Here is a 26,650-nt window from a genome sequence, read left to right as displayed (position 1 = left end):
CCAAGGCCATCTGGCGGCTGGCCTGGCCTCAGGTGGTGATGATGTTGTTTCACTTCCTGATCGGCTTTGTCGATGTCTGGGTGGCCGGGCGGATCAGCCGGGACGTGCAGGCCAGCATGGGCATGGTCAGCCAGTCCTTTTTCATCTTTTTGGTGGTGGCCACTGCCGTAAGCAATGGGACCGTTGCCGCCATCAGCCAGTCCTACGGCGCGGGTCTGATTCATCGGGTCCAACGCTACGTGGGCCTCAGCCTGCAAACAGCGGCGGTCTTCGGCGCGGGCCTGCTGGTCTTCGGCTATGCCTTTCAGGGAACCCTGATCCGGATTCTTCAGACTCCGGAAAGCATGCTGCCGATCATGACCTATCTGCTCGGCGTCTATCTGCTGGTCCTGCCGGCCTACTATCTGTTCATCATCGGCAACGCCATCCTGCGGGCCCAGCAACTGGTCCTTTATCCGCTGTACTGCATGATGTTGGTGGCCGGATTGAACACCTTCGGGGATTTCGCTCTGGGGCTGGGCATGTTCGGGTTTCCGGAGTTGGGATACAAAGGGCTGGCCTGGAGCACCTTTGGTTCGGTCCTGGCCGGCGGGCTGTTCAATGTCTGGATTCTGCGGCGCAGAGGGCTTCTGGTGCGCAGAAGCTTCGCCCCCTGGAAATGGATTCGGTGCGCTTTTCCCTATCTGTTCCAGGTAGCTTGGCCCGCCGGGGTGATGCAGCTGGTCTGGCACTCCGCCTACATTACCTTGTTTTCCATCACTGCCAGCCTGCCCGAGGGCAGCGTAGTGGCCCTGGCCGGGATGAGCGCCGGAATGCGCGTGGAATCGTTGATGTTCTTGCCCGGGTTCGCCTTCAATTTCACGGCCGGAATTTTGGTGGGACATTATCTGGGGGCCAGGAAGCCCGAGGAAGCCAAACGCATGGGCTACCGTATCCTGGGCCAGGGGCTGCTGGTGATCTGCCTGCTGACCGTGGTCCTCTGGCAATTCCTGGAACCCATCGCCGCCTTCGTCGCCCCGGACCCGGATGTCCGGGACGAGGCCGTGAACTACTTGCGCTACAACCTCGCGGCCATGCCTTTTTTACTGATTTCCATGATCCTGGGCGGGGCGCTCACCGGGGCCGGGGCGACCATCTACCAATCCCTGATCATGGGTGGCTCGGCGTGGCTGGTGCGCATCCCCCTGGCCTTCGTCCTGGGCCACATGATCTTCGTCCAGGCCACCGGAATCTGGCTGGCCATGTTCCTGTCCATGGCCGTCCAGGCCCTCTGCGTGGCCTACGTTTACCAATTCTGGAACTGGCAGCGTTTTGCCATGCGCAAGCAGCGGTGAAGGGGCTGAGTGGTTTCTATCCGGCTCGGATGAGAGTAGTGAATGACTCGGTGGATGCCACTTTCTCGATAAATTGACGACAGCGAGGTGGTTCATGAAGACCGTGCCCGGCGTCTCTTCGGTGAACGAAGGAATGACACATGCTTTGGCTGTATTTCTGAAGCTGCGCGAGTTGCGTGGAACGGATGCCATACTGGATCGCATTCTTCTTGAGGCCCGTGCGATCTGTAATGCGGAAGCCGGTTCAATCCTTTTGGTCAAAAAAGACCGTCTCGTGTTCAGCATCGTGCATAACGATTTTTTGTTCAGTGCCCACGGGATCAACAAACACCTCTATCTCAACGCCTCAGTGCCCATCGATGATTTTTCAATTGCCGGGTTTACGGCCAAACATTCCGAAATCCTGCTTCTTGACGACGTCTATGCCCTGCCTCCCTCGTACCCCTTCAAATTCAACCCCGCTTTTGACAAACAAAGCGGCTACCGCACAAAGTCTGTTTTTTCCCTGCCCTTGATCAACTTTCAAGGACGCGTCTGCGCGGTGCTCCAGCTTATTAACTCTCTGGACCTGGACGGCAATGCGGTTCCCTTTCCCAAGGAGTTTGTTTCCTGCGTCAGTCTTTTGGCGAATCACGCCTCGGCCTGTATCGAGAACGGCATGGCCACCAGCGAACTGATTCTGCGGACCATCCGCATGTCCGAGTTGCGGGACCCGGCGGAAACCGGACCGCATGTCCAGCGGGTGGGGGCGTATTCCGCGGAAATCTATCACCGCATGGCCCAAGAAAGCAGCCTGGACGCTTCGGAGGTCAAGCGGCACAAGGATCTGATCCGGATGGCCGCCATGCTGCATGACGTGGGCAAGGTTGGCATCTCGGATGTTATTCTCAAAAAGCCCGGCAAGTTGACCGAAGCAGAGTACGAAACCATGAAGCGCCATACCTTGTATGGAGCGCATTTGTTTCGCAATGCTACGTCTGAGATGGACGTCATGGCCCGGGAGATCGCCCTGAACCACCACCAGCGCTTCGACGGCAAGGGCTATCCGGGCCGAGTGTCGAACATTGAAGACGTGGACGCCATGACCGTGGGAACCATGGCGGGGGGAGACATTCCCCTGCCGGCCCGCATCGTGGCCCTGGCCGACGTGTTCGACGCCCTGATTTCCAAGCGAGCCTACAAGGAACCCTGGACCATGGGCATGGCCTTGGACGTGATTCGCAATGAGTCCGGCAAGCAGTTCGACCCCGATGTCGTGAGTGCCTTTCTGTCCATTCTGGACGTCATCGAGGCTATACGGGCCAAGTATCAGGAAACAGTGTAGCCCTGGGGCACCACTGCTGTTTCCATCCTCTGGCCAAGTTGTTCAACCACGGGGCACACGGGGATCACGGGGAGAGAAACCCTGGTTTTTACCAGAGTATGATCCCCGTGCCGCCGTGGTTCCCATGGTTTCATCTTCAGAGATCCCGACGGTTTCCCCAAAATGAGGTAAACGGTGACCATGCAGGCGACGGCTTTTCTATTTTCCGGAGACGTTCAGGAACTGCTCGACGGATCGTGCCCCGAAAAAGTGTCCGCGGTCCATCCGCTTTGGGAGCAGGCTATGCGGGATTGGGGGCCGTGGTGCGAGGGAAGGGTGGCCCTTGATGGCCCTGACGGCGGCGATTTGGGGGTCACGGGGTGGACCGCCGCCCGAAGCGGAACGGGCAACGTCTTTATATGCCGGGACTGCTCCTCGGCCTTTGATGTTGCCTGGAAGCTGAACGGGGGGGGGGGGGGGGCGGAATGGGATGCGGTGCTCTCCTTGACCCAGTGGACAGGGCGGGGGCAGGTCCGACGTCCGTGGCAGTCGATGCCGGGCAATCTGCATGTGGTTTGGCGATCTCCGATGGTTCCAGGCGAATGGGACGGTCTGACGTCCCTGATCCCGGCCTGGCTGACGGCCCGTGTTCTTGAAAGCCTGGGCTGGGAAGTCCGGCTGAAGTGGCCCAATGATCTGGTCTGGAACGGAAAAAAAATTGGCGGGATTCTGGCCGAGCAACGCGGAGAGACCGTTATGGTCGGACTGGGATTGAACCTCGTCGCGGCTCCGGCTTCGGGCATGCTCCGGGATGGAGCGGCGTTTCCGGCCGGGGCCATGGGCGGTCGAATCGGTCCGGCAACGTGCTGGGATCGGCTTGTTTCCGAGTACGAATCCTGGTACAAGCACAACTTGCCCGTACTCCGGCCCGAACATTTTGCCGAGGCCTTTTCGGACGTTTTATTGTGGAAAGATCACCTCGTGGCTGTCGGGGAACATGACGAGGGCCGTGCCGACGTCCGTGGCGTGGTGCTGGGGGTGTCCGATGACGGCGGCTTGCTGCTTTCCGTGGACGGCAAAGTTCGGCGGATCACATCCGGGGATATTCGTCTTCTAGAGTGAGCTCCAGGAGAGGAGGCGGTAATGGATATTACGGGATCAACTTAAAGTCGGAATCAGTATCGGAATCGGGGGAGATGAGTCTTTTTTTTATGAGAACGATTTCGATACCGATCCCGCCCCCAAATATGCCGTTGGCGTTCTGATTGGCATGAATATGATTTGGAAATCTCACGCGAACATGTCCTGGGACGGCGACGCGACAGGACTACAAACCACATAACTGAATACAGGTGATGATCGATGGCGACCAAGACTTTCGAACAAGTGGCCAGGGAAATTGAAGGCAAGCCGATTCTGGTGGCGAACCGGGGCATTCCGGCCCGAAGGATCGTCCGTTCCATCCAGGAGGTATTTCACGCCATACCGATCATGACGGCCACGGACGTGGACAAGACCGCGCCGTTCACCGCCGGGGCTCAGGAATTGATGCTGCTGGGGGAGAATCCTCGGGCGTATCTGGATATCGACCTGATCATCCGCAAGGCCAAGGCCCGCGGCGTGATCGCCATTCATCCCGGCTGGGGCTTCGCTTCCGAGGATCAATCCTTTCCCGAGAAATGCGCCGCCGCCGGAATCACGTTTATCGGCCCTCCGCCGGAAGCCATGCATTTGCTCGGCAACAAGGTCGAGGTCCGCAAACTGGCCAAAAGGTTGGGAGTGCCGGTGGTTCCCGGCTCCGACGGCGCGGTGAGCGTGGCCGAAGCCCGAGAGATCGCCTACTCTCTGGGATTTCCGGTGATGCTCAAGGCCGAGGGCGGCGGCGGCGGCCGAGGCATCTACGAAGTCTACAAGCCCGAGCAATTGGAGAGAGCCTTTGCCAAGGCTTCGGCTCTGGCCGAAGCCTCCTTCGGTAACCCTCGGCTGTACGTGGAGAAACTCCTGACCTCGGTGCGGCATATTGAGATCCAGATCGTGGCGGACCAGTACGGCAACTCCCATGCCTTGGACGAACGGGACTGCACGGTGCAGCGCAACCACCAGAAGCTGGTGGAGATCACCCCTTCACCCTGGCCCAAGTTTACTCCGGAACTGCGGGAACGGTTGAAGAAATACGCCTGTGAACTGTCCACCAGCGTGGGCTATTACTCGCTGGCCACTGTGGAATTCCTCCTGGACGAGAATGCGACCCCGTACTTGATCGAGGTGAACACCCGCTTGCAGGTGGAGCACGGGATCACCGAATGCCGCTACGGGATCGACCTGGTGGAGGAGCAGATTGCCATCGCCTTCGGTTCCAAGCTGCGTTTCTCCAAAAAGACCGTCCTGCCGTCCAACCATGCCATGCAGGTCCGCATCAACTGCGAAGACCCGCAGCAGAATTTTTCGCCTAACTCCGGAACCCTCACCCGGTACATCTCCCCGGGTAGTCAGGGTATCCGCGTGGATTCCTGCATTTCCGTGGGTTACGAGTTCCCGGCCCAGTACGATTCCGCGGCCTCGCTGCTCATCGCCTATGGCCGCGACTGGGAGAAGATTCTGGGCATCATGAGCCGTGCCCTGCGGGAATACATTGTCGGCGGGGTGAAGACGACCATCCCGTTCCACCGCCAGATCATGCTTCATCCCAAATTTCGGTCCGGCGAGTATGACACAAACTTTATCGCCAATACCCCTGAACTCCTGGAATACGTTGACAAGGAGCCCCAGGCTTTGCGCCTTTCCCGCCTAGTGGCGGAGATTTCCGCCCACGGCTACAATTCCTACGTCCAGCTCGGCGAATACCGGGGCCGCCATGACAAACGCGTGGGCCGGTTTTCTCCGGTGCTTCCCGAGATCGACTTCAACGCCCACAAGCCCGCCTATCCCCGCGGGGACCGGCTGGCTCTGCTGGACTACATCCGGGATTCCGGGCTGGTCCACTTCGTGGACACCACCACCCGCGACCTGACCCAGTCCAACAGCGGCAACCGTTTCCGCCTGGCCGAGGATCGGCTGATCGGCCCGTACCTGGACAACTGCGGCTTCTTCTCCCTGGAAAACGGCGGCGGGGCGCACTACCACGTAGCCATGCTGGCCAACATGACCTACCCGTTCACCGAGGCCATGGAGTGGAATCAGTTCGCGCCCAAGACCATGAAGCAGATTTTGATCCGCTCCACCAACGTGCTGGGCTACAAGCCGCAATCCAAGAACGTGATGCGTCTGACCGGGGAAATGGTCTGCGAGCACTACCACGTGATTCGTTGCTTCGACTTCCTGAACCATATCGAAAATATGCGTCCTTTTGCCGAGGTGGTGCTGAACTCCCGTGAGCACATCTTCGAGCCGGCCATTTCGATGTCCTGGGCCAAGGGCTTCGACGTCCCGCACTATCTGGGCGTGGTGGAGGAAGTTCTGGACATGGTTTCCGGGGTTACGGGCATGAACCGGATCAAGGCCACCCGGCATTTCGCCCTGGGCCTGAAGGACATGGCCGGAGTCTGCCCGCCGCGGTTCATGCGCGAGCTGGTGGGGGCGATTCGCACCAAATATCCTGATCTGGTGGTCCATTATCACCGGCACTATACCGACGGCCTGTTCGTGCCGGCGGTGGGAGCGGCGGCCCAGGCCGGAGCGCATATCGTGGACGTGGGCATCGGCGCGGCGGTGCGCTGGTACGGCCAGGGCGAGGTGCTGTCCACCGCGGCCTACCTGGAAGACGAGCTGGGTCTGAAGACCAACCTGAACAAGGAGATGATCCGGACCTGCGGCTTCGTGCTCAAGCAGATCATGCCCTACTACGACCGCTACACCGCGCCCTATTTTCAGGGCATCGACCACGACGTGGTGGAGCACGCCATGCCGGGCGGGGCGACCTCGTCGTCTCAGGAAGGGGCGATGAAGCAGGGCTATATTCACCTGCTGCCGTACATGCTCAAGTTCCTGGCCGGAACGCGTAAAGTCGTCCGCTATCACGACGTCACCCCCGGTTCCCAGGTGACCTGGAACACGGCGTTTCTGGCCGTGACCGGGGCATTCAAGCAGGGCGGCGAGCGAGCCGTTCGGAGGATGCTCCAGGTATTGGAAGCCGTGACCACCATTCCGGAGGCCGAGCTGCCCGAGGATATCCGACGGGCCCGCCTGGAGCTGTACATGCACAGCAACGACGCGTTTCGCAATTTGTTGCTGGGCAAGTTCGGGCGTCTGCCTTTGGGCTTTCCGGCGGACTGGGTCTATGAGAGCGCCTTTGGACCGGACTATCGCAAGGCCCTGGCCCAGCGCGTGGAAGTCTCCCCACTGGACAACATCGTCGATGTGGACCTGGCAGCCGAACGCCAAACCCTGTCCGAACATATCAAGCGCGATCCCTCGCATGAAGAGTTCGTCAATTACCTGAACCATCCCGGCGACGCGCTGAAGACCATCGAATTCCGGCAGCGCTTCGGCGACCCGAACCAACTTCCTCTGGATGTCTGGTTCGAGGGGCTGGAGCCCGGACAGGAGATGCAGTTTCTGGACAGCGACGGCAAGCCCCGGACCATGATGATTCTGGACATTTCCCGCCCGGACGCCCAGGGGGTGAGCGTGGTTCGCTATACCCTGGACTCGGAGTTCCTTACCCACCAGGTCAAGGTGGCCGAGGCTTCGGGCAAGGTCCAGGAAGGATTGGAGATGGCCGTTCCCGGCAATCCCTACCACGTCGGATCGCCCTGCAACGGGGATCTCTGGGTGATGCACGTCAAGCCCGGTGACGTGGTCCATCAAGGTGAGGAGTTGTTCAACATTTCCGTCATGAAGCAGGAAAAGTCGATCCTTTCTCCGGTCAACGGCCAGGTGAAGCGTGTCCTGAAATTCGCCAACTTCACCGAGGACCGCAAGATGGTTCCGGTGCGCGAAGGCGAGCTGCTGGTGGAACTCAGCGACATGCCGCGTCTGTGCGGCGGTTGCTCCTGCCCGTTGCCCCTTTTGGAAGAGGTGAACTTTTGTCCGTCCTGCGGTCATCAACACGGTCAGGAAGGCTGACCTGCAAGGCGTCGCGCGGATTGACTTCGCGCGATTTGAAACGCTAAGTGTACAGCGGTAGTTGCATGTTGAGATATTGGGGTTGTTTGAGGATCGCCACGACATGAATACCTTGGAGACCGACTGCCCTTTTCCCGGGATGAAGTTGTCGCCCGTAAAGCCGGAACGTGCCGTGAAGGAGGAGTGATAATGGCCAAATCAGACAAGGATAAAGGTTCACCCGCCAAGGAGACCGCCGTCGCCGATGCCGAGGTCAAAGCCGCCAAGGGGGCGAAAAAGGCCGAGATCGCGGTAATTGAGAAGAAACTCGTCCTGACCGGCGAAGACATCGTCACGCTGGGCGAACCCGCGGAATTGCTGGTGGGAGGGAAGAACTACAACACCGCCCTGATCAGTCAGGTCGAGAACATCCGCGCCCCTCAGTTCAGGGCCATATCATCCATTGTCTTTCATAGGCTGCTTGATGAGACCAAGGTCAACGCGGCATTGATCCGGTCCTCCGTGGACAAGGAGTACGACCGGATCAACTGGAATGATTCCGACATCAACAAAGACCCGGAATTCATCAGGCACCTTGTGCGCCGTTTGGCCAAGCAGATCAAGGATTCCGAGAAAGGGAAAGAGAGTCAGGTCAAACTGAGGACCTTCATCAACAACATCGTTGAAGGATTTGCCGTCTCTCCCGAGGGTATTGACCAGCTTCGCAAGCGTTCCGTGCTGGTCCAGGTGGCCATTTTGGCCGTTCAGATGCCCGCGGATCTGGAGGACGCCGTCAAGCAGTCCTACACGGACATCTGCAAGGAAGCCGGCCTGGAGAACATCCCCGTGGCCGTGCGCTCGTCAGCCGCCGGAGAGGACAGCCGCAAGAAGGCCTTTGCCGGGTTGCAGGACACTTACCTGAACATCGTCGGCGAGCAGTCCGTGGTGGAAGCCTACCAGTGGGACTGCGCCTCGGCCTACAACCTGCGGAGCATGACCTATCGCCGGGAAGCCATCCTGGACATGGTCGCCCTGGCGGAACGTACCGGGGACGAGTCCATCGTGGAGAACGCCAAGAAGGAATGGGCCATCGAGAACACGTCCCTGTCCGTGTGCATCATGCGGATGATCAATCCGATGATCTCCGGAACAGCCTTCAGCGCGGACACTTCCACGGGCTGTCGGGGTACGGATCGTCACGACCTAGTCTCCATTGACGCCAGCTACGGCCTGGGTGAGGCCGTGGTCAGCGGAATGGTCACTCCGGACAAGTTCTACGTGTTTCAGCGCGACGACGGTGTGGAGATCGTACTGCGCTACATGGGCTTCAAGACCAAGAAGATCATTTACGCGGAAAAAGGGGCCGGCACCGTCACCGCGGACGTCCCCATCGAAGAGGTCTTCCGCTGGTCCCTCTCCCTGGCTCAGGCCGAGGAACTGGCCAGGGGCGTGCGCTGCATCAGCAAGAGCTACGGCGGAATGATCACGGACACCGAGTTCTGCATCGACAGTTCGGACCGAATCTGGTTCGTCCAGGCCCGGCCGGAGACCCGCTGGAACGAGGAACTGGAGAAGCATCCGCATACGATCTTCATGCGTCGGCTGGAGGTAGATCCGTCCGCCATCCAGAAAGCCGAACTCATCCTGGAGGGCAACGGTGCGTCCCGCGGCGCGGGGCAAGGAATCGTCCGCTTTTTGCGCTCTGCTCTGGAACTGAACAAGATCACCAAGGGCGACATTCTGGCCGCTGACCGGACCGACCCGGACATGGTGCCCGGAATGCGGATCGCCTCGGCCATTCTCGCTGATGCCGGCGGGGACACCAGTCACGCGGCCATTACTTCTCGTGAGTTGGGGATTCCCGCGGTGATCGGCATTCAGCGCCTGGAGACGCTCCAGGGGTTGGACGGCCAGGAAGTGACCGTGGACGGCTCCCGCGGGCGGGCCTATCGAGGTTTGCTGCCTCTGGTTGAGGTGGGCGGGGAGATCGACGTCAGCGCCTTGCCGAAGACCAAGACCAAGATCGGCCTGATTCTGGCCGACGTGGACCAGGCGCTCTTTTTGTCCAGGTTGCGGGAACTGCCGGATTTCGAAGTCGGCTTACTCCGCGCCGAGTTCATGCTGGGCAGCGTCGGGGTTCATCCCCTGGCCCTGGAAGCCTACGACAACGGCCAACTGCAGGGTCTGGTGGACAAGAAGCTGACCGAACTGAACAACGAGTTGACCAAGCTGGTTCGGGAGCAGTTGACCCAGGGGATCATCACCTTTGATCTTAAATTACGCCAGTACGTGGGCATCATCACCGGTCTGAGCAAGGAGATCGAAACCCTCACCGAGAAAGGCGGGGACAAAGGCACGGATCAGGTTCTGGCCATCCACCGGCAATTGCGGGACCTGGACGTTAAGCTGAACGAGCATCTGGAACTGGCTTCCCACAAGCTGGAGCAACTGAAAACCGCTCCGGATCTGCGCGAGCACGTGATTACGATCATGGGCTTCTCGGAGTTGCTCGACAGCACCCACGGGCTGGATGAAGAACGACTCAAGCATCGTCAGGAAATCGAGGACAGGGTCCAGGGGATTATCCAGCGGATCAAGGACGAGCCGGTGGTCGTGGACATCATGAAACGCATCGACGCCATGCGCACGGAAGTGGCGTTGCGTTCCGGCCTGGAGCGGGAGCGGGAAGAGGTGCGCACCCTGCCGCAACGGATCAAGGATCTGATTCGTTCCAGGGGGTATCGGTCCGGCAAGGAACACTACATTCAGACCCTGGCCCAGGGTCTTTCCCTGTTCGCCATGGCCTTTTACGGCAAGGAGATCATCTACCGGACCACGGACTACAAGACCAACGAGTACCGAAATTTGATGGGCGGCCTGCTTTTCGAGTCCATGGAAGACAATCCGATGCTCGGCTTCCGGGGTGTCTCCCGCAACATCCATGACTGGGAGATTGAGTCCTTCAAACAGGCCCGGGGGATTTTCGGCGGCAAAAACCTGAATCTGATGCTGCCCTTCGTGCGCACCCTGGAAGAGGCCCGCAGCATGCGCCGCTACCTGGAAGGCGTCCACAACCTTAAATCCGGGGACGACGGCCTGAAGATCATCCTGATGTCCGAAATCCCCAGCAACGCGATCCTGACCAAGCAATTCATCCAGGAGTTCGACGGCTTTTCCATCGGCTCCAACGATATGACCCAGTTGGTGCTGGGTACGGACCGGGACAACCCGCGGTTACGGCACATCTACGACGAGGAAGATCCGGCCGTGGTCTGGGCCATTCTGAGCACGATCTTCACCGGCCAGAAGTTCGGCAAAAAAGTCGGGTTCTGCGGGCAGGGCGTTTCCAACAGCAAGATCATCCGTGGTCTGGTCTGCATCGCCGGCATTGTCTCTGCCTCCGTGGTGCCGGACACCTACGCCCAGACCAAAAAAGATGTCGCCGAACTGGAAGCCGAAGAGATCCCCGTTGAAAAACTGGGCGTGTGGCTCAAGGAACAGCATCTGGAACGCTTGAAAAAGGTCATGGCCGAGAACAAATACGACCATATTCTGAAGAAGAACCGCACGGCCAAGGACTTGATGGATTGGTTCGAGGGCGAAATGACCCGGCTGCACGAACAACTTCAGGATCAGATCGGCAAACCCCGAGAGGATTTCCTGCGTCAAGAGATCGATCAATTCCGGCGGCTCTTCCACAAGCCGGCGATCTACGCCAACTGGGATTGGGAGGAGACCGTCCTGGACGCCCTGCGCCATTCCGGGTTCCAGTCGTATGAAGAACAGGTCGCGGCCTTGCGCGAGCAGCGGGCCAGGTATAGCCACGCTGGTTAGACTGTCGGTTTTCCCTTGTTATCCTCTCCGACATCACGTTGGTTTGAACGAACGAAATGAGAAAGGCCCCGGAATCGGGGCCTTTTTTATGGCATGAAGCCCAACGCCGTGACCGTTCACGTTCGTGAAAAGCATCCGGCGCTTCAACTTTGTTCTCCTCTGTCGATCACGAACATACGTGAACATTGCCTGGGCGTGCTGACCGCTGCTCAACCGAGTTCCGCGTGTGAGCGTCGCGAACTTGATTGACAAGACAAGAGCACAGGGTTTATGTCTCCTCTTTTCCTTGCTCTGGCCTTGGGGGCCAGGGCCGAATTAGACCGCAAGGAGGAGACGATCATGCGGCACTATGAAACATTGATGCTCTTTAGCCCGGAAATGCCGGGAGAGCGTCGTCAGGAGATCGTTGCCGGAATGGCTGCCATTGTGCAGCGGGACGGCGGCAAGATCCTGGCGGAGGACGACTGGGGGATGCGGGCCTTGGCTTATCCGGTGCGCAAGCAGACCCGCGGGCACTATTTCCGTCTGGAATACGCGGCCTCGGGCACGGTTGTCGCGGAGATGGAGCGGAATCTGCGGATCACGGAAGGACTGTATAAGTTTCTTTCCGTGAAACTGGCCGATACCTACGAAGAACCCAAGGAGAACTGAACATGGCATTCAGAAAGTTCACCCCCCGGAAAAAGTTTTGTCGATTCTGCGCGTCCAAGGATCTGAAGATGGACTACAAGCGCCCCGACCTGCTGCGGGACTTCGTCAACGAGCGGGGCAAGATCATTGCCCGTCGCGTGACAGGAACCTGCGCCAAGCACCAGCGGGAATTGACCACGGAAATCAAGCGCGCCCGGCAGATGGCTCTGATGTTCTACACGGCCACGCACAGCGTTGAGGCCATGAAACGGACCACCGGCTAGGAGGGAGTTGGTTATGGAAGTCATTTTGCGTACGAATATGGACAACCTGGGCGCTCTCGGCCAAGTGGTCGACGTCAAGCCCGGGTATGGCCGCAACTACTTGATTCCTCAAGGGCTGGCCATGCTGGCCACTCCGGCCAATAAAAAACGCTTTGAGTTGGAGCGGAAAAAACTTCAGGAAAAACTTGACGCCGTGCGCTTCGCGGCTCAGGAGCTGGCCGACAAGATCAGCGCCGTGGCGTTGCGGATTCCCGTGCGCGTCGGCGAAGGCGACAGGCTCTACGGTTCGGTGACCTCCGGGAACATCGCCGATCTGTTGCAAACGGCTTACGGCCTGGACGTGGACAAGAAGACCATCCTGCTCAACGAGCCGTTGCGAGCTCTGGGCGAGTACACCGTTGAAGTCCGGGTGTATCAGGACATTCGGGCCCAGCTTCAGGTTGCCGTGGTGCGTCACGATGCGGACCAGGCCGAAGCTTCGGTAGCTGCTGCAGTCGAGACGACCGAATCAGCCATCGAAGCAACGCAAGCGGAGGAGTAGGCTCTCCCCCGCTGGGATAGGCTCGTGCCACGCTCACCTCAAAAAAGCCCCGCCGTTCCAATGACGGCGACCATCACCGGCAAGACGCCCCCCCAGAACCTGGAAGCCGAACAGGCGGTTCTGGGGGGGATTTTTTTGCGTCCGGACTTGATCGACTCGCTGCTTGAAATCGTCGGCGAGGACGACTTCTACTCACCGGCTCACCGGAGCATTTTTCAGTCTTGCATTCAGCTCTACCAGCGCCGGGTGCCTATTGACCTGGTCACCCTGGTCGACCATCTTCAAAGCTCGGGGATACTGGAAGAAGTAGGCGGTCCGGTATATCTGGCTTCCCTGACCGAATCCCTTGTCGCCGCCTCTCATGGCGAATCCTATGCCCGGATCGTCCGGGACAAAGCCATTTTGCGGCGGCTGATCGGCGCCGCGTCCGACATCGTCGTCAACTGTCACGAGGGCGGACAGGACGTTGACAAGGTTCTGGACGAATCGGAAGCAGCCATTTTCGCTATTTCCGAAAATAGAACCAAGAGTATTTTTTCCACCACCAAAGAACTGGTCAATCAGGTCTTCGAGCACTTGGAAAAGCGGGTCGAGCGCCAGGAGCTGGTTACCGGCGTGCCCACGGGCTACCATAAGCTGGATGAGATGACCGCCGGGTTGCAACCCTCGGACCTGATCATCATCGCGGCCCGGCCCAGCATGGGCAAGACCGCTTTTGCCCTGAACATCGCCATGCGGGCCGCCATACTCAAGGAAGTCCCCACGGCCGTTTTCTCCCTGGAAATGTCCAAGGAGCAATTGATGATGCGCATGCTCTGCGCCTGGGGCAAGGTGGACCTGGCCAGGTTTCGCCGCGGTTTCCTGAATGACGAGGACTGGACCCGTCTGTATCATGCCGCGGATGCCTTGTCCCAGGCTTCCATTTTCATCGACGACACCCCGGCCCTGGGAACCCTCGACCTCCGGGCCAGGTGTCGCAGGCTCAAATCCGAAAAGAATTTGGGCTTGGTGGTGGTGGATTATCTTCAGTTGATGCGGGCCAGTCGACGGATTGATTCCCGCGAGCAGGAGATTTCCGAAATTTCCCGGACCCTGAAAGGGCTGGCCAAGGAACTGGACCTGCCGATGATCGCCCTGGCCCAGCTCAACCGAAAGGTCGAGGAACGCAGCAACCGGCGGCCGATGCTTTCGGACTTGCGCGAATCCGGCGCGATCGAACAGGATGCGGACGTGATCGCCTTCATTTACCGCGACGAGGTTTACAACAAGCAGGAAGGCAATCCCAAAAAGGGCATTGCGGAGATCATCATCGGCAAGCAGCGCAACGGGCCGGTGGGCGAGGTGGAACTGGCCTATCTGGACTCGTACACCGCGTTCGAAAATCTGGTTGATGTCCCGCCGCCTTCGGAAAGTTTTCAATCCGGCGCGTAGGATTGTTTCTTGCGCACCTGTCCCCGTAAGACAAGGAGGCAATGTGTTTTTCGATCCCCTGGAAGGCCTTGATCGCAAGGAACTGGAAGGCTTGCAGTCCGTCAGGCTGCGCAGCGTGACGCAAGCGGCGGCCCGCTCGCCGCTGTATGCCGGATTGTTTCAGGAGCACGGCCTCCGGGCCGACCAGATCCGAGGCCTGGATGACTTGGCGCGGATCCCTCTGACCGACAAGGAGCACCTGCGGTCCAGTTATCCGGACGGGCTGCTTTGTCGGCCCAAGGAGGAAATGGTCCGGCTGCATGCCTCTTCAGGGACCACTGGCGCGGCGACCGTGATTTTTCATACCGCCGGGGACATTCAGACTTGGGCCGACTTGGTGGCCCGCTGCTTCCATATGGTCGGGGTGCGGCCCGGCGATGTCTTTCAAAATATGAGCGGGTACGGCCTGTTCACCGGAGGCCTGGGCATCCATTACGGCGCGGAGCGCCTGGGATGCCTGACCATCCCCGCCGGCGCGGGCAACAGCAAGCGGCAGATCAAGCTGCTTCAGGATTTCCTCGTCACGGTGATTCACATCATTCCTTCCTACGCCCTGCATCTGGCCACGGTATTTCAGTCCCTGGGCGTGGAGCCGAGCGGATTGCATCTGAAGACCGCCCTGATCGGCGCGGAGCCGCATTCCGAGGAGATTCGCCGACGGATCGAGGAATTGTACGGGGTGAAGGCCTACAACTCTTACGGGCTGTCCGAGATGAACGGTCCCGGTGTGGCTTTCGAATGTCCGGAGCAAAACGGGATGCACATCTGGGAAGACGCCTTTTTGCCGGAGATTCTCGATCCGGTCACGCTGGAGCCTGTCCCGGAAGGGGAGGTGGGAGAACTGATCCTGACCACGCTGACCCGCGAAGGCATGCCGATCCTGCGCTATCGTACCCGAGATCTGACCCGTTTTCTGCCTGGAGACTGTCCCTGCGGCCGGGTGCATCGCCGCATTGACCGGATTGTCGGACGCAGCGACGACATGATCATCATCAAGGGCGTGAACATCTTCCCGATGCAGGTGGAGCGCGTGCTGATGGCCATTCCGGAAGTGGGACAGAATTATCTGATCGTGTTGGAACGGCAAGGCTATCTGGATCAGTTCAAGGTTCAGGTGGAAGTTAAGAGCGAATTTTTCGTGGAAGACATGCGGGAGCTCAAGAAACTCCAGAACAAAATCACCGGCCTGCTGCGTGATGAATTGCTGGTCACGCCCAAGGTGGAACTGGTGGAAGCCCGGAGCCTGCCTTGCTCTGAGGGCAAGGCCCAGCGGGTGTGCGATTTGCGGGGGCAAGCCGAGTAACGATGTCGTTTATCCTGGCCGGACTGTTTCTGGCGTTTCTTGGCCTGCTTCTGGTGTTGCACGTGTTCGGTCTGCCGGCCAATTGGCTGATTCTGATCGCCGTGGCGGGTTGGGGCTGGATTCATCCGGAGTTCGTGGGCGGGATCGGTTTTTTCGCTGCCTTGTTCGCGCTTTGCGTGCTGGGTGAGGTCGTGGAGTTCGCGGCCCAGATGTGGGGCGGGCGGCGGTTCGGAGGAAGCCGGAAAGGGGCGTGGGCGGCCGTAGTCGGGGCAATTATCGGGGGCGTCTTCGGCGCCCCCTTTTTTTTCGGGCTGGGCGCGGTTCCCGGTTCCTTTCTGGGGGCTTACGCAGGCAGTCTGCTGATCGAGTTGGGTCAGGGCTACCCGATGGCGGCCGCGCGACGGGCTGCCTGGGGCGCGATGTGGAACAAGGTTTTCGGCACGGTGGTCAAGGTCTGTCTCGGGATCTGGATGATCGTCTTGAGCTTTGATCTGGTTTGGCCCGGCTGATCGCTGTGCTTGCCTTGCACTATAGCGACATTTCTTTTTTTCAACGCACGAATAAGCTTCGGCATGTTCATAATTATGTAACTACTCAGCATAGAGCAATGCCGTTGCCGGGGTCGGAGTCGGGATCGGTATCGGGATCGAAAATGCTGGGATTCGTTCAGAGTTTTTTTCCTGTTCCGATCCCGATCCCGATTCCGATAGCGACCCCGACCCCGACTCCGATTGCCGGAGTAAGAGCGGACATAGGATGTGCTGAGTAGTTAGATAATTATCAAGTCCGAACTACGGAAGTGGTCTTGATTCGGTTCGTTTCTCGGAACGATTTTCTGCAATCCCGAAGGGATGTTGTCGTATAGCCGGTGGTTTCAACCACCGGGATGAAGTATACAGCATTTTCAAGTCCTGAAGGGACGACATTTCATGCCGAAATAATAAAAAAATGTCGTCCCTTCAGGACTCGCTCACATGAAATACGCTTGCCGGTGGTTGAAACCACCGGCTATACGATGTCTCCCTTTCAGGGAGTTTGGATAAGCTGCCAATATGCTCTTCATGCAAGTTGAGACCGGTCAACTCCCTTACACCACTTGGCAATCCGGGCAGAAGCAGGTGGTCCGACCGGCGACCTTGGCGGTCTGGAGGGCCGTGCCGCAGAGTACGCAGGGCAGCCCCCCACGCCCATAGACCTGAAAGGTATTTTGAAACGTCCCCACGAGTCCCGCCGCGGTGCGGTAGTCCCGGATGGAACTGCCTCCTGCGGCGATGGCTTCCTCCAGGACGCTCTGGATGCTTGTTAGGAGTCCGGCCAGGCGTTCCGGGACGATCCGATATGCTGGCGTCGCCGGATGGATGTCCGCTCGGAAAAGGCTTTCATCGGCATAGATGTTGCCGATTCCGGCAATGATCCGCTGATCCAACAGCAATGCCTTGATCCGCCCTTTCTTCCCACTGATTTGCCTCGTGAAGGTCTCCAAATCCAACCCCAGCGGTTCCGGTCCGAGGTTGCGATAAAAGGGCCATCGCTTCAGCTCCTCGTCGGCAAACAGGCCGCAGGTTCCGAATTTGCGTTGGTCCTGAAAATACAGCGTGGTCCCGTCGTCCAGATCCAACAACAAATGCACGTGCCGGGCAGGAGCAAGACCGGCGGGCATGAGACCCAGCCTTCCGGTCATGCGCAGGTGAAACACCAGCACGTCTTGATCCGGAAACTCCAGAAACAACAATTTGCCCCGGCGGGAGACGCCGCGGATGGTTCGCCCGATGACTTCCCGGGCCAGGTCCCGGTCTCCCTTGGCCAGATGCGCGGCGATGTGCGGCACTCCGATGACGGTCCGCCCCGTGAGCAGAGGGCGGAGCCCTTGGGCAATGGTTTCCACTTCAGGCAGTTCGGGCATGATTCAGATGTCAGGAGTCAGAATTCAGGAGTCAGGAAGCGGAAGGTGGTAACGCTGGTGACGTCGTCAAGGGGAGGTGATGGGGATGGTAATTTGGTCGCCGTCTCGGAGTACTCTCAGGAGTAGGGGCCGTTGATCGGTTTTGGCCTGGACTCCGGCGTGGTGCAGGACTTCCAGGGCTGTAATGGGAGTTTCGTCCGCGGCGAGCAGGACGTCTCCGGGCTGCAACCCGGCTTCCTGGGCCAGGGAGTTTGGAATCACGCCGGTGACGACCACCTGATCGTCGACCCAGGTGATGAGCATGCCCAGACGTCTCGGTGGTTCCGGACAGTAGAAAAAGAAATCTCCGGCCGTGGGGTCCGGGATTGGACCTCCGCGCCAGGGGATCAGGGACAGTATCCGGGGGGCCTCGTCCAGCAGGCCGAGTCGATAGGCAATCCCGTGACCGTCTTCAACATGGGCCGCACCGGTCAGGATGACCATGGTTTCATCCGCTTCGCGATGCTGGATCGCGGCATGGGCCATCTGGGTATCCCAGAGGGACTGGATTATCATGAATCGTTCCAGGTCGAACCCGGCTTCCATGGTCCGGTCCGGCATCAATTTCAGGTGCCGGTGGTATTCCTCTTCGATCATGGCCCGCTGAGTAGGCGGGGGAGGGATCAGCGCCGGGGGAAGCAGGCCGCGCTCTTCGGAAGGGATGCTGTCCAGGCCGTCGGCACGGATCCGATGCAGCAGGGCCTTGGGCACGTTCAGGCCGTAAACCGGAATGTCGGATTCCTTGGCCTGAGCCAGGATCGGACGATAGAAGGCAAAATTGTATCCCCAGTAGTCCTGCCAGCCCAACTTCTCTTCCAGTTCATTCAGCTCTACGCCTCCCTGGTAAAATGCGTCCAGGACCGCCTGGGCGGACCAGGGAACCATCTCCAACCCAAGTGCAAGCGGCAGACCGGATTGGGCCAAAATGCCCAGGGCCTCGGTCTGGAACTGATGATCGCAGGCATTGGCGTGGGACTCGCCGATCAGAATGAAATCGTGAGACGCGACCAGGGCCGCCAGCTCGGAAGATTCGACGTGACGTCCATCGGCCAGAAAGAGCGTCCCGGGCTGCGGCAACGTGGCCGTTTCGGGCATGGGGGGAGAGAGAAGGCGGGCGCAGCCGACGTTCAGGCCCAGGAGGGTCAGGAGGGCCAGAATCGCCGACAGCGCCCGAAGGGGGATCAATCCCACTTACGTTTGTCCTCGATGGGACGGATTTGAGCCGGAAGCGAACCAGGAGCCACGACTTTCAGGTCGGGTCGCAGGCCGATCTTCTCGCGGAACTGATGGAAGAGTTCGTTCTCCCGCTTGAACTGGCTGGCTTCGATGAACAGGGTCAGTTCGTCGATGCCCCCGGGGTTGGTCACCTCGATCTGCCAGCGCTTGATCTCTTCGAAAGAGGCCATGACCTGTTCGACCTGATGCGGGTAAACGAACATGCCTTTGATCCGGGCCGTGGTGTCCACGCGGCCGACGATGTTGCCCAGCCGGGGCGAAGAGCGTCCGCATGGGCAAGGCGCCCGGTCGATGTAGGACAGGTCTCCGGTGGAGAGCCGGATCAGCGGGTAGGTCTTGTTGAAGGCCGTGACCACGATTTCGCCGACTTCCCCGTCCTTGAGCGGAATCCCGGTGTCCGGATGGCAAATCTCCGCGAAAACGCGATTGGAGACGTGCAGCCCGTTTTTGTGGAAACATTCGTAGCCGATGGAGCCGACATCCGCGGTGCCGTAGCCTTGGCGCATGATGATGTCGAACTTCTTTTCCAGGTTGTTGCGCAGTTTTTCCGGGAATTTTTCGCCGGTGACGAAAGCCACTTCCAGATAGAGATCCTTGCGCAGATTCAGCCCGGCTTCCTCGCCCTTTTGGGCCAGGTGCATCAGGTAGCTGGGCGTACCGACGTACCCGGTGATTCGCAGCTTCTGCATGATGTCCAACTGGGTGTTGGTGTTCCCAGGGCCCGCGGGGACCACGGCGCAGCCCAGGTTGCGCAGCGGCTCCTCGAACATCAGCCCGGCGGGGGCGAGGTGGTAGTTGAAGGTGATCATGTTCACGTCACCGGGACGAAATCCGGCGGCATAAAAGCCTTCGGTCCAACCCCAGTAGTCGTCGACGCGGTCCTCGGGGTCGAAGATCGGGCCGGGAGAAAGAAAAATCCGGCGCAGTTCCCCCAGGTCCTTGGTCAGCAATCCGCCAAGGCGCGGTCCCATGGTCTGCAAGAAAATCAATTCCTTTTTCTTGATGATCGGGATGTGCTTCAAGTCGTTGAGCACCTTGAACTTGTCCGGGCTGAACTGGGCCCGGTCAAAGCGCTTCTTGACGTCCTCGGAGTACCTGTAGGCGTAGGTCAGAAGATCCTTGAGATGGATCTGGTAATATTGCCTGCGTTCGCTTTCATCCAGTACTTCCCGGCGACTATAGATGCCTTCAGTACGGTCTTTTCGAGTCATATCCGGTTCCTCTTTTTCTGTTCACGACTATCCAGTCTTAACCTATAAACAGTGATAATTACCAACAGCCCGCGAGAAAATCAAGTCCGGAAACGCGGGGTTTTCATGGCGGTATTGATTTTGGACACGACAAGCAAAAAGGCCGGTTTTCCTTGGGAAAACCGGCCTCAACCTTTCGGTGATGAGTAGGGTGCACGTTTGTTCGGTATCTTGCGGTCAGCTTAAATCCTTGATGATCCCCTTGGCTGCCAGCATTCCGGTGGCCGCGGCGGAGACGATGTTGCCGGCCACGCCGGGACCGTCACCGGCAACGTACATGCCCGGCAGGGAGGTTCGCAGGTCGGCATCGGTCTCCATCTGGGTGGCGAAAAACTTGATTTCCGGGGCGTAGAGCAGAGTTTCGTCATTGGCCACGCCCGGAACGACGCAGTTCAGCTTTTCCAGGCCTTCCACGAGGTTGGTCAGGATGCGTTCAGGCAGGGCCATAGCGATGTCGCCACAGGTGACGTTGGACAGGGTGGGGCGGATGAAACCCTTGGATATCCGGTTCCAGGTGCTGCGTCGTCCGCGCTTGAGGTCGCCGAAACGCTGCAGGATGGGCTTGCCGCCGCCGATCAGACTGGCCAGCTTGCCGATGGACTCGCCGTAGGCTTGGTTGTCCGTGACCGGTTCGGTGAGCACCACTTTGGAGAGAAAGGCGAAGTTGCTGTTTTCGGACTTCTTGTCCAGGTAGGCGTGGCCGTTGACGCAGACGAAGTTCTGGTAGTTCTCCAGGGAGACGTATCCGCCGCGGTTGGTGCAGAAAGTCCGGGTCTGGTCGTCGTATTTTCGGGTCTGGATGAAAAAGGTCGGATCGTAGATTACGTTGGTCAGGTCGTGGAGAATGTCGTTATGCACCTCTACGCGCACACCGACCTCAATGCCGCGCTGGGTCAGGTTGATGCCGTGGGCCTGGGCGATGCGCCCGGCCCAGTCAGCTCCGACCCGGCCCGGGGCCAGAACCACGTGCCGACATTGCAAGGTCGCTTGATCGGTGACCACTCCGCCGACACGGCCTTGGTCCACCAGGATTTCCCGAACATCCTCGTTGGTGCGGATGATTACGCCCTTGCGTTGGATATGCTCGGCCATGGCCGCGATGTGGTCGGGCAGTTTGTCGCTGCCCAGGTGCTTTTGGCGGATCAGGAGCAGGTCGATTCCGGCTTTTTTGGCTTGTTTGCGGATCTCCCGGGCCTTGTCCATGTCCGTGGGGTAGACCGGGCCGTCCATACCGAACCGGGTGAAGACCGTTTCGGTTTCGCGAATCAGTTCCCTGGCTTGGTCCGGTGAGAGAAACTGGGTCAGGTCCGTCTTGCCGAGGATATGGATGAAGTTCAGCTTGCCGTCGGAAAACAGACCGGCCCCGCCGATTCCGGAAAGAATGTTGCAGGGCTTGCAATGGTGGCAGGTCGGACTTTGCTTTTGACCGATGGGGCAGGACCGACGCAGGGGGGATCGGCCCTTGTCCACCAGGATGATCTTCAGGTCCGTGTTTTCGGCCAAGTGGTACGCGGCGAACAAACCGGCCGGGCCGCCGCCGATAATGATCACGTCGGCTGAGTTGATTGATGAGGAGGTGGTCAAAACGTCTCCAGGGGATGATTGGGAGAAAGGTGGTTCAGTTGTCCTCGAAACGTCGCAATAGAATGGAGTCCAGATCGCGCTTGGGAACGTGGTGAACGCCTTTTTCGTCTCGCCAGTACTTTATGTCGCCGGACTCGCCGAGGCGTTCCAGCACGATTTTTTCCTTGGGCCGTCCCAGGGCAATGACCATCAGGATTTCAAAGCCTTCGGGCGTTTCCAGAGCCGCGGCCAGGGCGTCTTTTTTGATGGAGCCGATCATGCATCCGCCCAGACCCGTTTCCGTTGCGCCCAGGAGGATGGTCTGGGCCGCGATGCCCAGATCCCAGGCCGAGGTCTTTGCGTATCGTTGATCTCCAAGGATGACGATATATCCCGTGGGGCGCTCACCCTCTTCCGGCCCGTCCCAGTCCTTGAGATAAGCGGCCCAGGCCAGGTGAGGGAAAATCCGGGCGTTGACGCTGGAATCAACGCTGATCATGTACCGCAAGGGCTGCAAATTGGCCGCCGAGGCCGTCAGCCTCGCCATGTCCACCAAATCTTCCAGGGCCTCCAGCGAGAGCGGGTGGTTCTCGTAAAAACGCCGGAAACTGCGGGTCCTGGAAACAAGCTCTCGCAGGGTCATTCTCTTCACTCCTTTTCGATCCTTCTCGGGGCGCGCCCGGTGGCTTCATGAAATACGCCGTGGCGTTTCACCATTGAGATGATTGTCTCGTTCACCTCGACTAGCGAAGTGAACGAGAAACATATCACGGCTTGACTCGCAGGAAAAGAGTCAAGTTTCGTGCCGGGTCCGTGCCGTTTGAGATTTAAAGAAAAAAAGGCCGGGATCACTCCCGGCCGTTGGAGGGGCGGGTTTGAAACCCGCCCCTACGGGGTGACGGAACGTCCTACCGCAGCCGTTCGGCCAGCAGTTCGGCCACGTGTTTGACCTCGATGTCCTTGCCCGCGGCCTTCATTCCGCCCCGGATCTGCATCACGCAGCCTGGGCAGTCCGTGGCCACGGCGGCGATGTCGCCCGCTTCCAGGTTGGCCATTTTTTTAGCCAGCAGGGTCTTGGAGATGGCCGGGAACTTCATGGAGTAGGAACCGCCGAAGCCGCAGCAGACTTCCTCCTCGGAGGTCGGCACATAGTCGTGGGCCATGTTGATGGCCTCCCTCGGTGCTTCGCGGACTTCCAGGCCTCGGCAGAGGTGGCAAGGGGCGTGGTAGCCGATGCGTTTGCCGGAGCGGTTGAACTTCATGGACGAGATTTGCAGCACATCGTGGATGAAGGAACTGAAGTCGATGACCTTGTCCGCGAATTGGGCCACCTTGGGGGCCAGATCGGCATCGTTCTCCAGCAGCTTGGGGTAGCTGTGCTTGAGGTGCGAGGCACAGGAGGCGCACATGGTCATGATGTAGTCGAATTTGGACGGATCAATGGCCTGAACGTTCTGCCGAGCCACTTCCACGGCCGCCTGCTTCTCGCCCATCATGTTCACCGGCAGGCCGCAGCAGGATTGCTTCATGGGGTAGTCCAGCTCCACGGTACCCGTGGAGGCGATGATCTTGACCGCGGCCTTCATCTGTTCGGGGTAGACGAAGTCCTGGACGCAGCCCGAGAACAGGGCCACCCGCAACGTGGGGTTGCGCACCTCGGGTTTGATGGACTTCCATTCGTCCCGGAAGGCCTTGTCCGCGATGGTGGGCAGCTTGCGGAAATCCTGATCTTTTTCCTTCATGAACACCGTGGGCAGATGTCGGATGTACTGCCCTTCGCGCTCCGCAAAAGGCTTCTGGGCCCAGCGCATGTTTTTCAGCAGGGTGTGGAACAGGGTGCGGTTCTTAAGCACCATGCCCATCAGTTTGGACTGGGCCGGATGGCCATCCTCGTCCTGAATCATGGCATGGATTTCCTTGATCAGTCGAGGCAGGTCGATGCCCGCGGCGCAGACCTCCTTGCAGGCCCCGCAGTTCACGCAGTTCTGGACCAGAAACTTGGCCTTGTCCTTGCCGTGGAAGAAGTAGGTCATGATCAGGCCGATGGCCCCGATGTAGACGTGGCCGTACTTATGGCCGCCAACCAGGCGGTAGACCGGGCAGACGTTGGCGCAGGCCCCGCAGCGGATGCAGCGCAGGATCTGGGCGAAGTCCTTGTCCTTGGCCAGCTTCTTGCGTCCGTTGTCCAGGAAGACCACGTGCATGACCTTCTTGTCGTCCGGCGCGCCCTTGCATTCGTTGGGACCGGTGATCCAGGTCACGTAGGAGGTGATCTGCTGGCCGGTGGCGTTGCGGGGCAGGGCGCGAAGGATGCGCAGGGCGTCGTGCAGGGTGGGTGTCAGCTTTTCCAGGCCCACCAGAGCCACATGCACCCGAGGCAGGGTGGTGGCCAGCCGGGCGTTGCCCTCGTTGGTCACCAGGCCGATGGTTCCGGTTTCCACCACGGCGAAGTTGCTTCCGGAGATGCCCATGTCCGCTTCCACGTATTCCTTGCGCAGCTCCCGACGGGCCACTTTGACCAGCTTCTGGATGTCCGGATTCTGTTCCTTCTTGGTCACCCCGGCGAAGAGGTCGGCCACTTGGTAGCGGGAGAGGTGGATGGCAGGCATGACCATGTGCGACGGGCCTTCGCCGCGCATCTGGATGATCCATTCCCCCAGGTCCGATTCCACGACCTTCAGACCCTCGGCTTCCAGATGGTTGTTGAGGTGGGTTTCCTCCGCGGTCATGGACTTGGCCTTGATCACCTTTTTACAGTCGTTGTCCTTGGCGATGCGGGCGATGATCCGGTTGGCCTCCTCCGCGGTCGTGGCCAGATGGACGTGGACGCCCATGGATTCGGCTTTTTGCTTGAACTGCTGGTACAGCTCGTCCATGCGCCGGATGCCGTCGTCCTTGGCCTGGGCGATCTCCTCGATCAGGCCCTTGACGTCCATTCCGGTAAAGGCGTTGGCCCGGCCGGTGCGATAGGCCACGGCAAAGGTGTCCAAGGCCTTGCGCTGGAACTCGTTGCCCAGGGACTCTTCGACTTCCTGGAGATATTCTTCTATTTTTACGGCAGTTTGCATTATTCGTCCTCCCAGAGCAGGATGTGCAGTTCCAATGGGCCGTGGACCCCGATGGCCAGCACCCGTTCAATGTCCGCGGTCCGGCTGGCCCCGGTGATGAAGGCCAGGTAGTTGGGGGCCTTTTGCATCATGGGCAGCAGTTCGGCCTCAGCCTCGTAGCTGGTGGCACGCAGCTTGGACAGGGGCAGGACCACCACGTTGATCTCGCTGATCATGGTGGACAACCGCAGATCCTCGGAAGAGGAGTCCAGCACCAGGGAACCGGTCTCGGCCAGTCCCAGGTCGGCCACGGCGAATCCGATGTCGATCCCGGCCAGATGGCCGCGCAGGCCGTCGGCGATGAGCTTTACTCCGGCTTTTTCCGCTGCCTTGGCCAGTTTCGCGTACTGCTCGTCGGCCAGCTTGGGCGCGGCCATGACCTTGTCCGCCGCCTTGGCTACGCACAGGTCCGAGGCTTCGTCGGAAATCGCGTTTTCGCAGCCGGAGAGCAGCAGTTGGCAGGCGTCCTTGTTCAGGCAGACGTCCACGGCGTAGGCGTAGGCTTCGTCCAGTTTGCCGATCCGCTTGACCACCGCGGAGACGGCTTCGGCCTTTTTAGTAAAGAGTTCAATTTTTTCCTGACTCACGCTCAGCCTCCTTGTTTCCCAGGACTTCCATGGTCTGGGTGGCGATTTCCAACTCTTCGTTGGTGGGGATGATAAAGATTTTGATCAGGCTGTTGGCGGTGCTGATTTCCATGGCTTGGCCACGGGGAGCTTCGGCATTACGCTGGGTGTCCAGTACCGCGCCCAACCCTCCAAGGGTGGCGCAGGACAGTCGGCGAACCGCGGAGTCGTTCTCGCCGATGCCGGCGGTAAAGCAGATGGCGTCGGCTCCGTCCAGCAGGGCCAGGTACTGGCCGATGTACTGGGTCACCCGGCGGCAGAAGACCCGCAGAGCCAGTTGGGCGTCTGCGTCGCCCTGGGCGATGAGGTCGTGGATGTCGCGCATATCGTTATGGCCGCACATCCCCTTCAGCCCGCTTTCCTTGTTCAACAGCGTGTCGATTTCGCGAATAGTCAAGCCCTTGTTGTCCGCCAGAAAGGCATGCAGGGCCGGGTCCACGTCGCCGGAACGCGTGCCCATCACCAGTCCGGCCAACGGGGTCAGGCCCATGCTGGTGTCGATGCACTTGCCGTTCTTGATCGCGGCCATGGAGCAGCCGTTGCCCAGATGTACGGTCACACAGGAGGTTTCCTGGAGCGGCTTGCCCAGCATTTTGGCACACTGCTTGGCCACATAGAAGTGAGACGTGCCGTGGAAGCCGTAGCGACGGATCTTCAGTTCGGTGTAAAGTTCCTTGGGAATGGCGTAACGGTAGGCTTCCGGGGCCATGGTCTGGTGAAAGGCCGTGTCGAACACGGCCACGTTGGGCACGCCGGGTATCAGCCGCAACGCGGTCTCGATGCCAGCCAGCCCCCCGGGATTGTGTAACGGTGCCAAGGGGATTTGAGCCTTGATGCCCTCAATCACGGTCTCGTCCACCAGGGTCGGAGCGCTGAAGTCTTCCCCGCCATGAACGATTCTGTGGCCGATGCCCTGGATTTCCGAAACCGAGGCGATGACTCCGGTCTCCTTGCCGGTGATCAGTTCCACCAGCTTTGCCAGGCCCGTGGCGTGGTCCGGGATGGACATGGCTTCATTGAAGGCCTGCTCCCGGTCCGTGCCGGGACGGCGGACATGTTTGATCTTGCTGGTGGCCTCGCCGATGCGTTCCACAAGACCCGAAGCCAAAACGGCCTGCTCGGTCATGTCCAAAAGCTGATATTTGACCGAGGAACTGCCGGAGTTGAGGATGAGAATCTTCATG

At 59.5% G+C, this 26,650-nt stretch carries 19 protein-coding genes; 11 read left to right on the top strand and 8 right to left on the bottom strand.

Translation table 11 applies throughout. The annotated features are described in order from the left end of the window. Positions 1-38 precede the first annotated feature (38 nt). The 11 genes from GY33_RS0118640 to GY33_RS0118580 all read left to right on the top strand — a co-directional run bounded on the left by GY33_RS0118640 (position 39) and on the right by GY33_RS0118580 (position 16,251). A complete protein-coding gene (locus GY33_RS0118640; RefSeq protein ID WP_084185384.1) occupies positions 39-1,334 on the top strand; it encodes an MATE family efflux transporter in 1,296 nt (431 codons plus the stop codon). A 94-nt stretch (positions 1,335-1,428) separates the two neighbouring features. Beyond that, positions 1,429-2,658, top strand: coding sequence for an HD domain-containing phosphohydrolase (locus GY33_RS0118635; RefSeq protein WP_051822843.1), 1,230 nt, complete (start codon positions 1,429-1,431; stop codon positions 2,656-2,658). Positions 2,659-2,838: 180 nt separating this feature from the next. Then, positions 2,839-3,759 carry a biotin--[acetyl-CoA-carboxylase] ligase gene (locus tag GY33_RS0118630; protein ID WP_235185566.1) on the top strand — a complete coding sequence of 307 codons (921 nt, stop codon included), beginning with the start codon at positions 2,839-2,841 and terminating at the stop codon, positions 3,757-3,759. 240 nt (positions 3,760-3,999) lie between these two features. Continuing rightward, entirely contained in the window at positions 4,000-7,701 is a 3,702-nt protein-coding gene (locus tag GY33_RS0118620; protein ID WP_031388773.1) for a pyruvate carboxylase, read from the top strand. Between the two features lie 189 nt (positions 7,702-7,890). After that, complete coding sequence (locus GY33_RS0118610; protein WP_031388772.1) at positions 7,891-11,514, top strand: PEP/pyruvate-binding domain-containing protein; 3,624 nt, start codon at positions 7,891-7,893, stop codon at positions 11,512-11,514. Positions 11,515-11,853: 339 nt separating this feature from the next. Then, positions 11,854-12,165 carry a 30S ribosomal protein S6 gene (rpsF, locus tag GY33_RS0118605; RefSeq protein ID WP_031388771.1) on the top strand — a complete coding sequence of 104 codons (312 nt, stop codon included), beginning with the start codon at positions 11,854-11,856 and terminating at the stop codon, positions 12,163-12,165. Between the two features lie 2 nt (positions 12,166-12,167). Beyond that, positions 12,168-12,428, top strand: a complete 261-nt coding sequence (gene rpsR, locus GY33_RS0118600) for a 30S ribosomal protein S18 (protein WP_031388770.1) — start codon at positions 12,168-12,170, stop codon at positions 12,426-12,428. Between the two features lie 13 nt (positions 12,429-12,441). After that, positions 12,442-12,969 carry a 50S ribosomal protein L9 gene (gene rplI, locus GY33_RS0118595; protein ID WP_031388769.1) on the top strand — a complete coding sequence of 176 codons (528 nt, stop codon included), beginning with the start codon at positions 12,442-12,444 and terminating at the stop codon, positions 12,967-12,969. A 60-nt stretch (positions 12,970-13,029) separates the two neighbouring features. After that, a complete protein-coding gene (dnaB, locus tag GY33_RS0118590) occupies positions 13,030-14,400 on the top strand; it encodes a replicative DNA helicase (protein WP_031388768.1) in 1,371 nt (456 codons plus the stop codon). Between the two features lie 43 nt (positions 14,401-14,443). Then, on the top strand, positions 14,444-15,742 hold the full coding sequence (locus tag GY33_RS0118585) for a phenylacetate--CoA ligase family protein (RefSeq protein ID WP_031388767.1): 1,299 nt from the start codon (positions 14,444-14,446) through the stop codon (positions 15,740-15,742). 2 nt (positions 15,743-15,744) lie between these two features. Further along, positions 15,745-16,251 carry a DUF456 domain-containing protein gene (locus GY33_RS0118580; protein WP_031388766.1) on the top strand — a complete coding sequence of 169 codons (507 nt, stop codon included), beginning with the start codon at positions 15,745-15,747 and terminating at the stop codon, positions 16,249-16,251. A 578-nt stretch (positions 16,252-16,829) separates the two neighbouring features. Here GY33_RS0118580 and mutM read toward each other — a convergent pair. From mutM to GY33_RS0118540, 8 genes are all read right to left on the bottom strand, one after another. Next, positions 16,830-17,645, bottom strand: coding sequence for a bifunctional DNA-formamidopyrimidine glycosylase/DNA-(apurinic or apyrimidinic site) lyase (mutM, locus tag GY33_RS0118575; protein WP_031388765.1), 816 nt, complete (start codon positions 17,643-17,645; stop codon positions 16,830-16,832). Positions 17,646-17,711: 66 nt separating this feature from the next. Beyond that, positions 17,712-18,875: a ChaN family lipoprotein gene (locus tag GY33_RS0118570; protein ID WP_051822841.1), complete on the bottom strand. Its 1,164-nt coding sequence runs from the start codon at positions 18,873-18,875 to the stop codon at positions 17,712-17,714. Then, positions 18,866-20,131: a phenylacetate--CoA ligase family protein gene (locus GY33_RS0118565; protein WP_031388763.1), complete on the bottom strand. Its 1,266-nt coding sequence runs from the start codon at positions 20,129-20,131 to the stop codon at positions 18,866-18,868. Before GY33_RS0118565 ends, GY33_RS0118570 begins: the two co-directional genes overlap by 10 nt. A 216-nt stretch (positions 20,132-20,347) precedes the next feature. Continuing rightward, positions 20,348-21,754 (bottom strand): NAD(P)/FAD-dependent oxidoreductase, encoded by a 1,407-nt coding sequence (locus GY33_RS0118560; RefSeq protein ID WP_084185380.1) that lies wholly within the window; start codon positions 21,752-21,754, stop codon positions 20,348-20,350. A 34-nt stretch (positions 21,755-21,788) separates the two neighbouring features. Next, positions 21,789-22,376 carry a nitroreductase family protein gene (locus tag GY33_RS0118555; RefSeq protein ID WP_031388761.1) on the bottom strand — a complete coding sequence of 196 codons (588 nt, stop codon included), beginning with the start codon at positions 22,374-22,376 and terminating at the stop codon, positions 21,789-21,791. 265 nt (positions 22,377-22,641) lie between these two features. Next, positions 22,642-24,801 carry an L-lactate dehydrogenase (quinone) large subunit LdhH gene (ldhH, locus tag GY33_RS0118550; protein WP_031388760.1) on the bottom strand — a complete coding sequence of 720 codons (2,160 nt, stop codon included), beginning with the start codon at positions 24,799-24,801 and terminating at the stop codon, positions 22,642-22,644. Continuing rightward, complete coding sequence (locus tag GY33_RS0118545; protein WP_031388759.1) at positions 24,801-25,433, bottom strand: LutC/YkgG family protein; 633 nt, start codon at positions 25,431-25,433, stop codon at positions 24,801-24,803. Before GY33_RS0118545 ends, ldhH begins: the two co-directional genes overlap by 1 nt. Continuing rightward, positions 25,408-26,649 carry an acetate kinase gene (locus GY33_RS0118540; protein ID WP_031388758.1) on the bottom strand — a complete coding sequence of 414 codons (1,242 nt, stop codon included), beginning with the start codon at positions 26,647-26,649 and terminating at the stop codon, positions 25,408-25,410. Before GY33_RS0118540 ends, GY33_RS0118545 begins: the two co-directional genes overlap by 26 nt. Position 26,650: the final 1 nt, after the last annotated feature.

Origin of the sequence: Desulfonatronum thiodismutans (assembly GCF_000717475.1) — a bacterium.
GTDB lineage: Bacteria > Desulfobacterota > Desulfovibrionia > Desulfovibrionales > Desulfonatronaceae > Desulfonatronum > Desulfonatronum thiodismutans.
This window is presented reverse-complemented; position numbering and strand designations above follow the sequence as displayed.

Excerpts from the sequence above, each read along its gene's own strand:
- GY33_RS0118610 (WP_031388772.1), top strand. The coding sequence starts at position 7,891 with ATGGCCAAATCAGACAAGGATAAAGGTTCACCCGCCAAGGAGACCGCC.
- ldhH (WP_031388760.1), bottom strand. The coding sequence starts at position 24,801 with ATGCAAACTGCCGTAAAAATAGAAGAATATCTCCAGGAAGTCGAAGAG.
- GY33_RS0118630 (WP_235185566.1), top strand. The coding sequence starts at position 2,839 with ATGCAGGCGACGGCTTTTCTATTTTCCGGAGACGTTCAGGAACTGCTC.
- GY33_RS0118635 (WP_051822843.1), top strand. The coding sequence starts at position 1,429 with ATGAAGACCGTGCCCGGCGTCTCTTCGGTGAACGAAGGAATGACACAT.
- GY33_RS0118620 (WP_031388773.1), top strand. The coding sequence starts at position 4,000 with ATGGCGACCAAGACTTTCGAACAAGTGGCCAGGGAAATTGAAGGCAAG.
- GY33_RS0118540 (WP_031388758.1), bottom strand. The coding sequence starts at position 26,649 with ATGAAGATTCTCATCCTCAACTCCGGCAGTTCCTCGGTCAAATATCAG.
- mutM (WP_031388765.1), bottom strand. The coding sequence starts at position 17,645 with ATGCCCGAACTGCCTGAAGTGGAAACCATTGCCCAAGGGCTCCGCCCT.
- GY33_RS0118580 (WP_031388766.1), top strand. The coding sequence starts at position 15,745 with ATGTCGTTTATCCTGGCCGGACTGTTTCTGGCGTTTCTTGGCCTGCTT.
- dnaB (WP_031388768.1), top strand. The coding sequence starts at position 13,030 with ATGACGGCGACCATCACCGGCAAGACGCCCCCCCAGAACCTGGAAGCC.
- GY33_RS0118565 (WP_031388763.1), bottom strand. The coding sequence starts at position 20,131 with ATGACTCGAAAAGACCGTACTGAAGGCATCTATAGTCGCCGGGAAGTA.
- GY33_RS0118555 (WP_031388761.1), bottom strand. The coding sequence starts at position 22,376 with ATGACCCTGCGAGAGCTTGTTTCCAGGACCCGCAGTTTCCGGCGTTTT.
- GY33_RS0118640 (WP_084185384.1), top strand. The coding sequence starts at position 39 with ATGATGTTGTTTCACTTCCTGATCGGCTTTGTCGATGTCTGGGTGGCC.
- rplI (WP_031388769.1), top strand. The coding sequence starts at position 12,442 with ATGGAAGTCATTTTGCGTACGAATATGGACAACCTGGGCGCTCTCGGC.
- rpsF (WP_031388771.1), top strand. The coding sequence starts at position 11,854 with ATGCGGCACTATGAAACATTGATGCTCTTTAGCCCGGAAATGCCGGGA.
- rpsR (WP_031388770.1), top strand. The coding sequence starts at position 12,168 with ATGGCATTCAGAAAGTTCACCCCCCGGAAAAAGTTTTGTCGATTCTGC.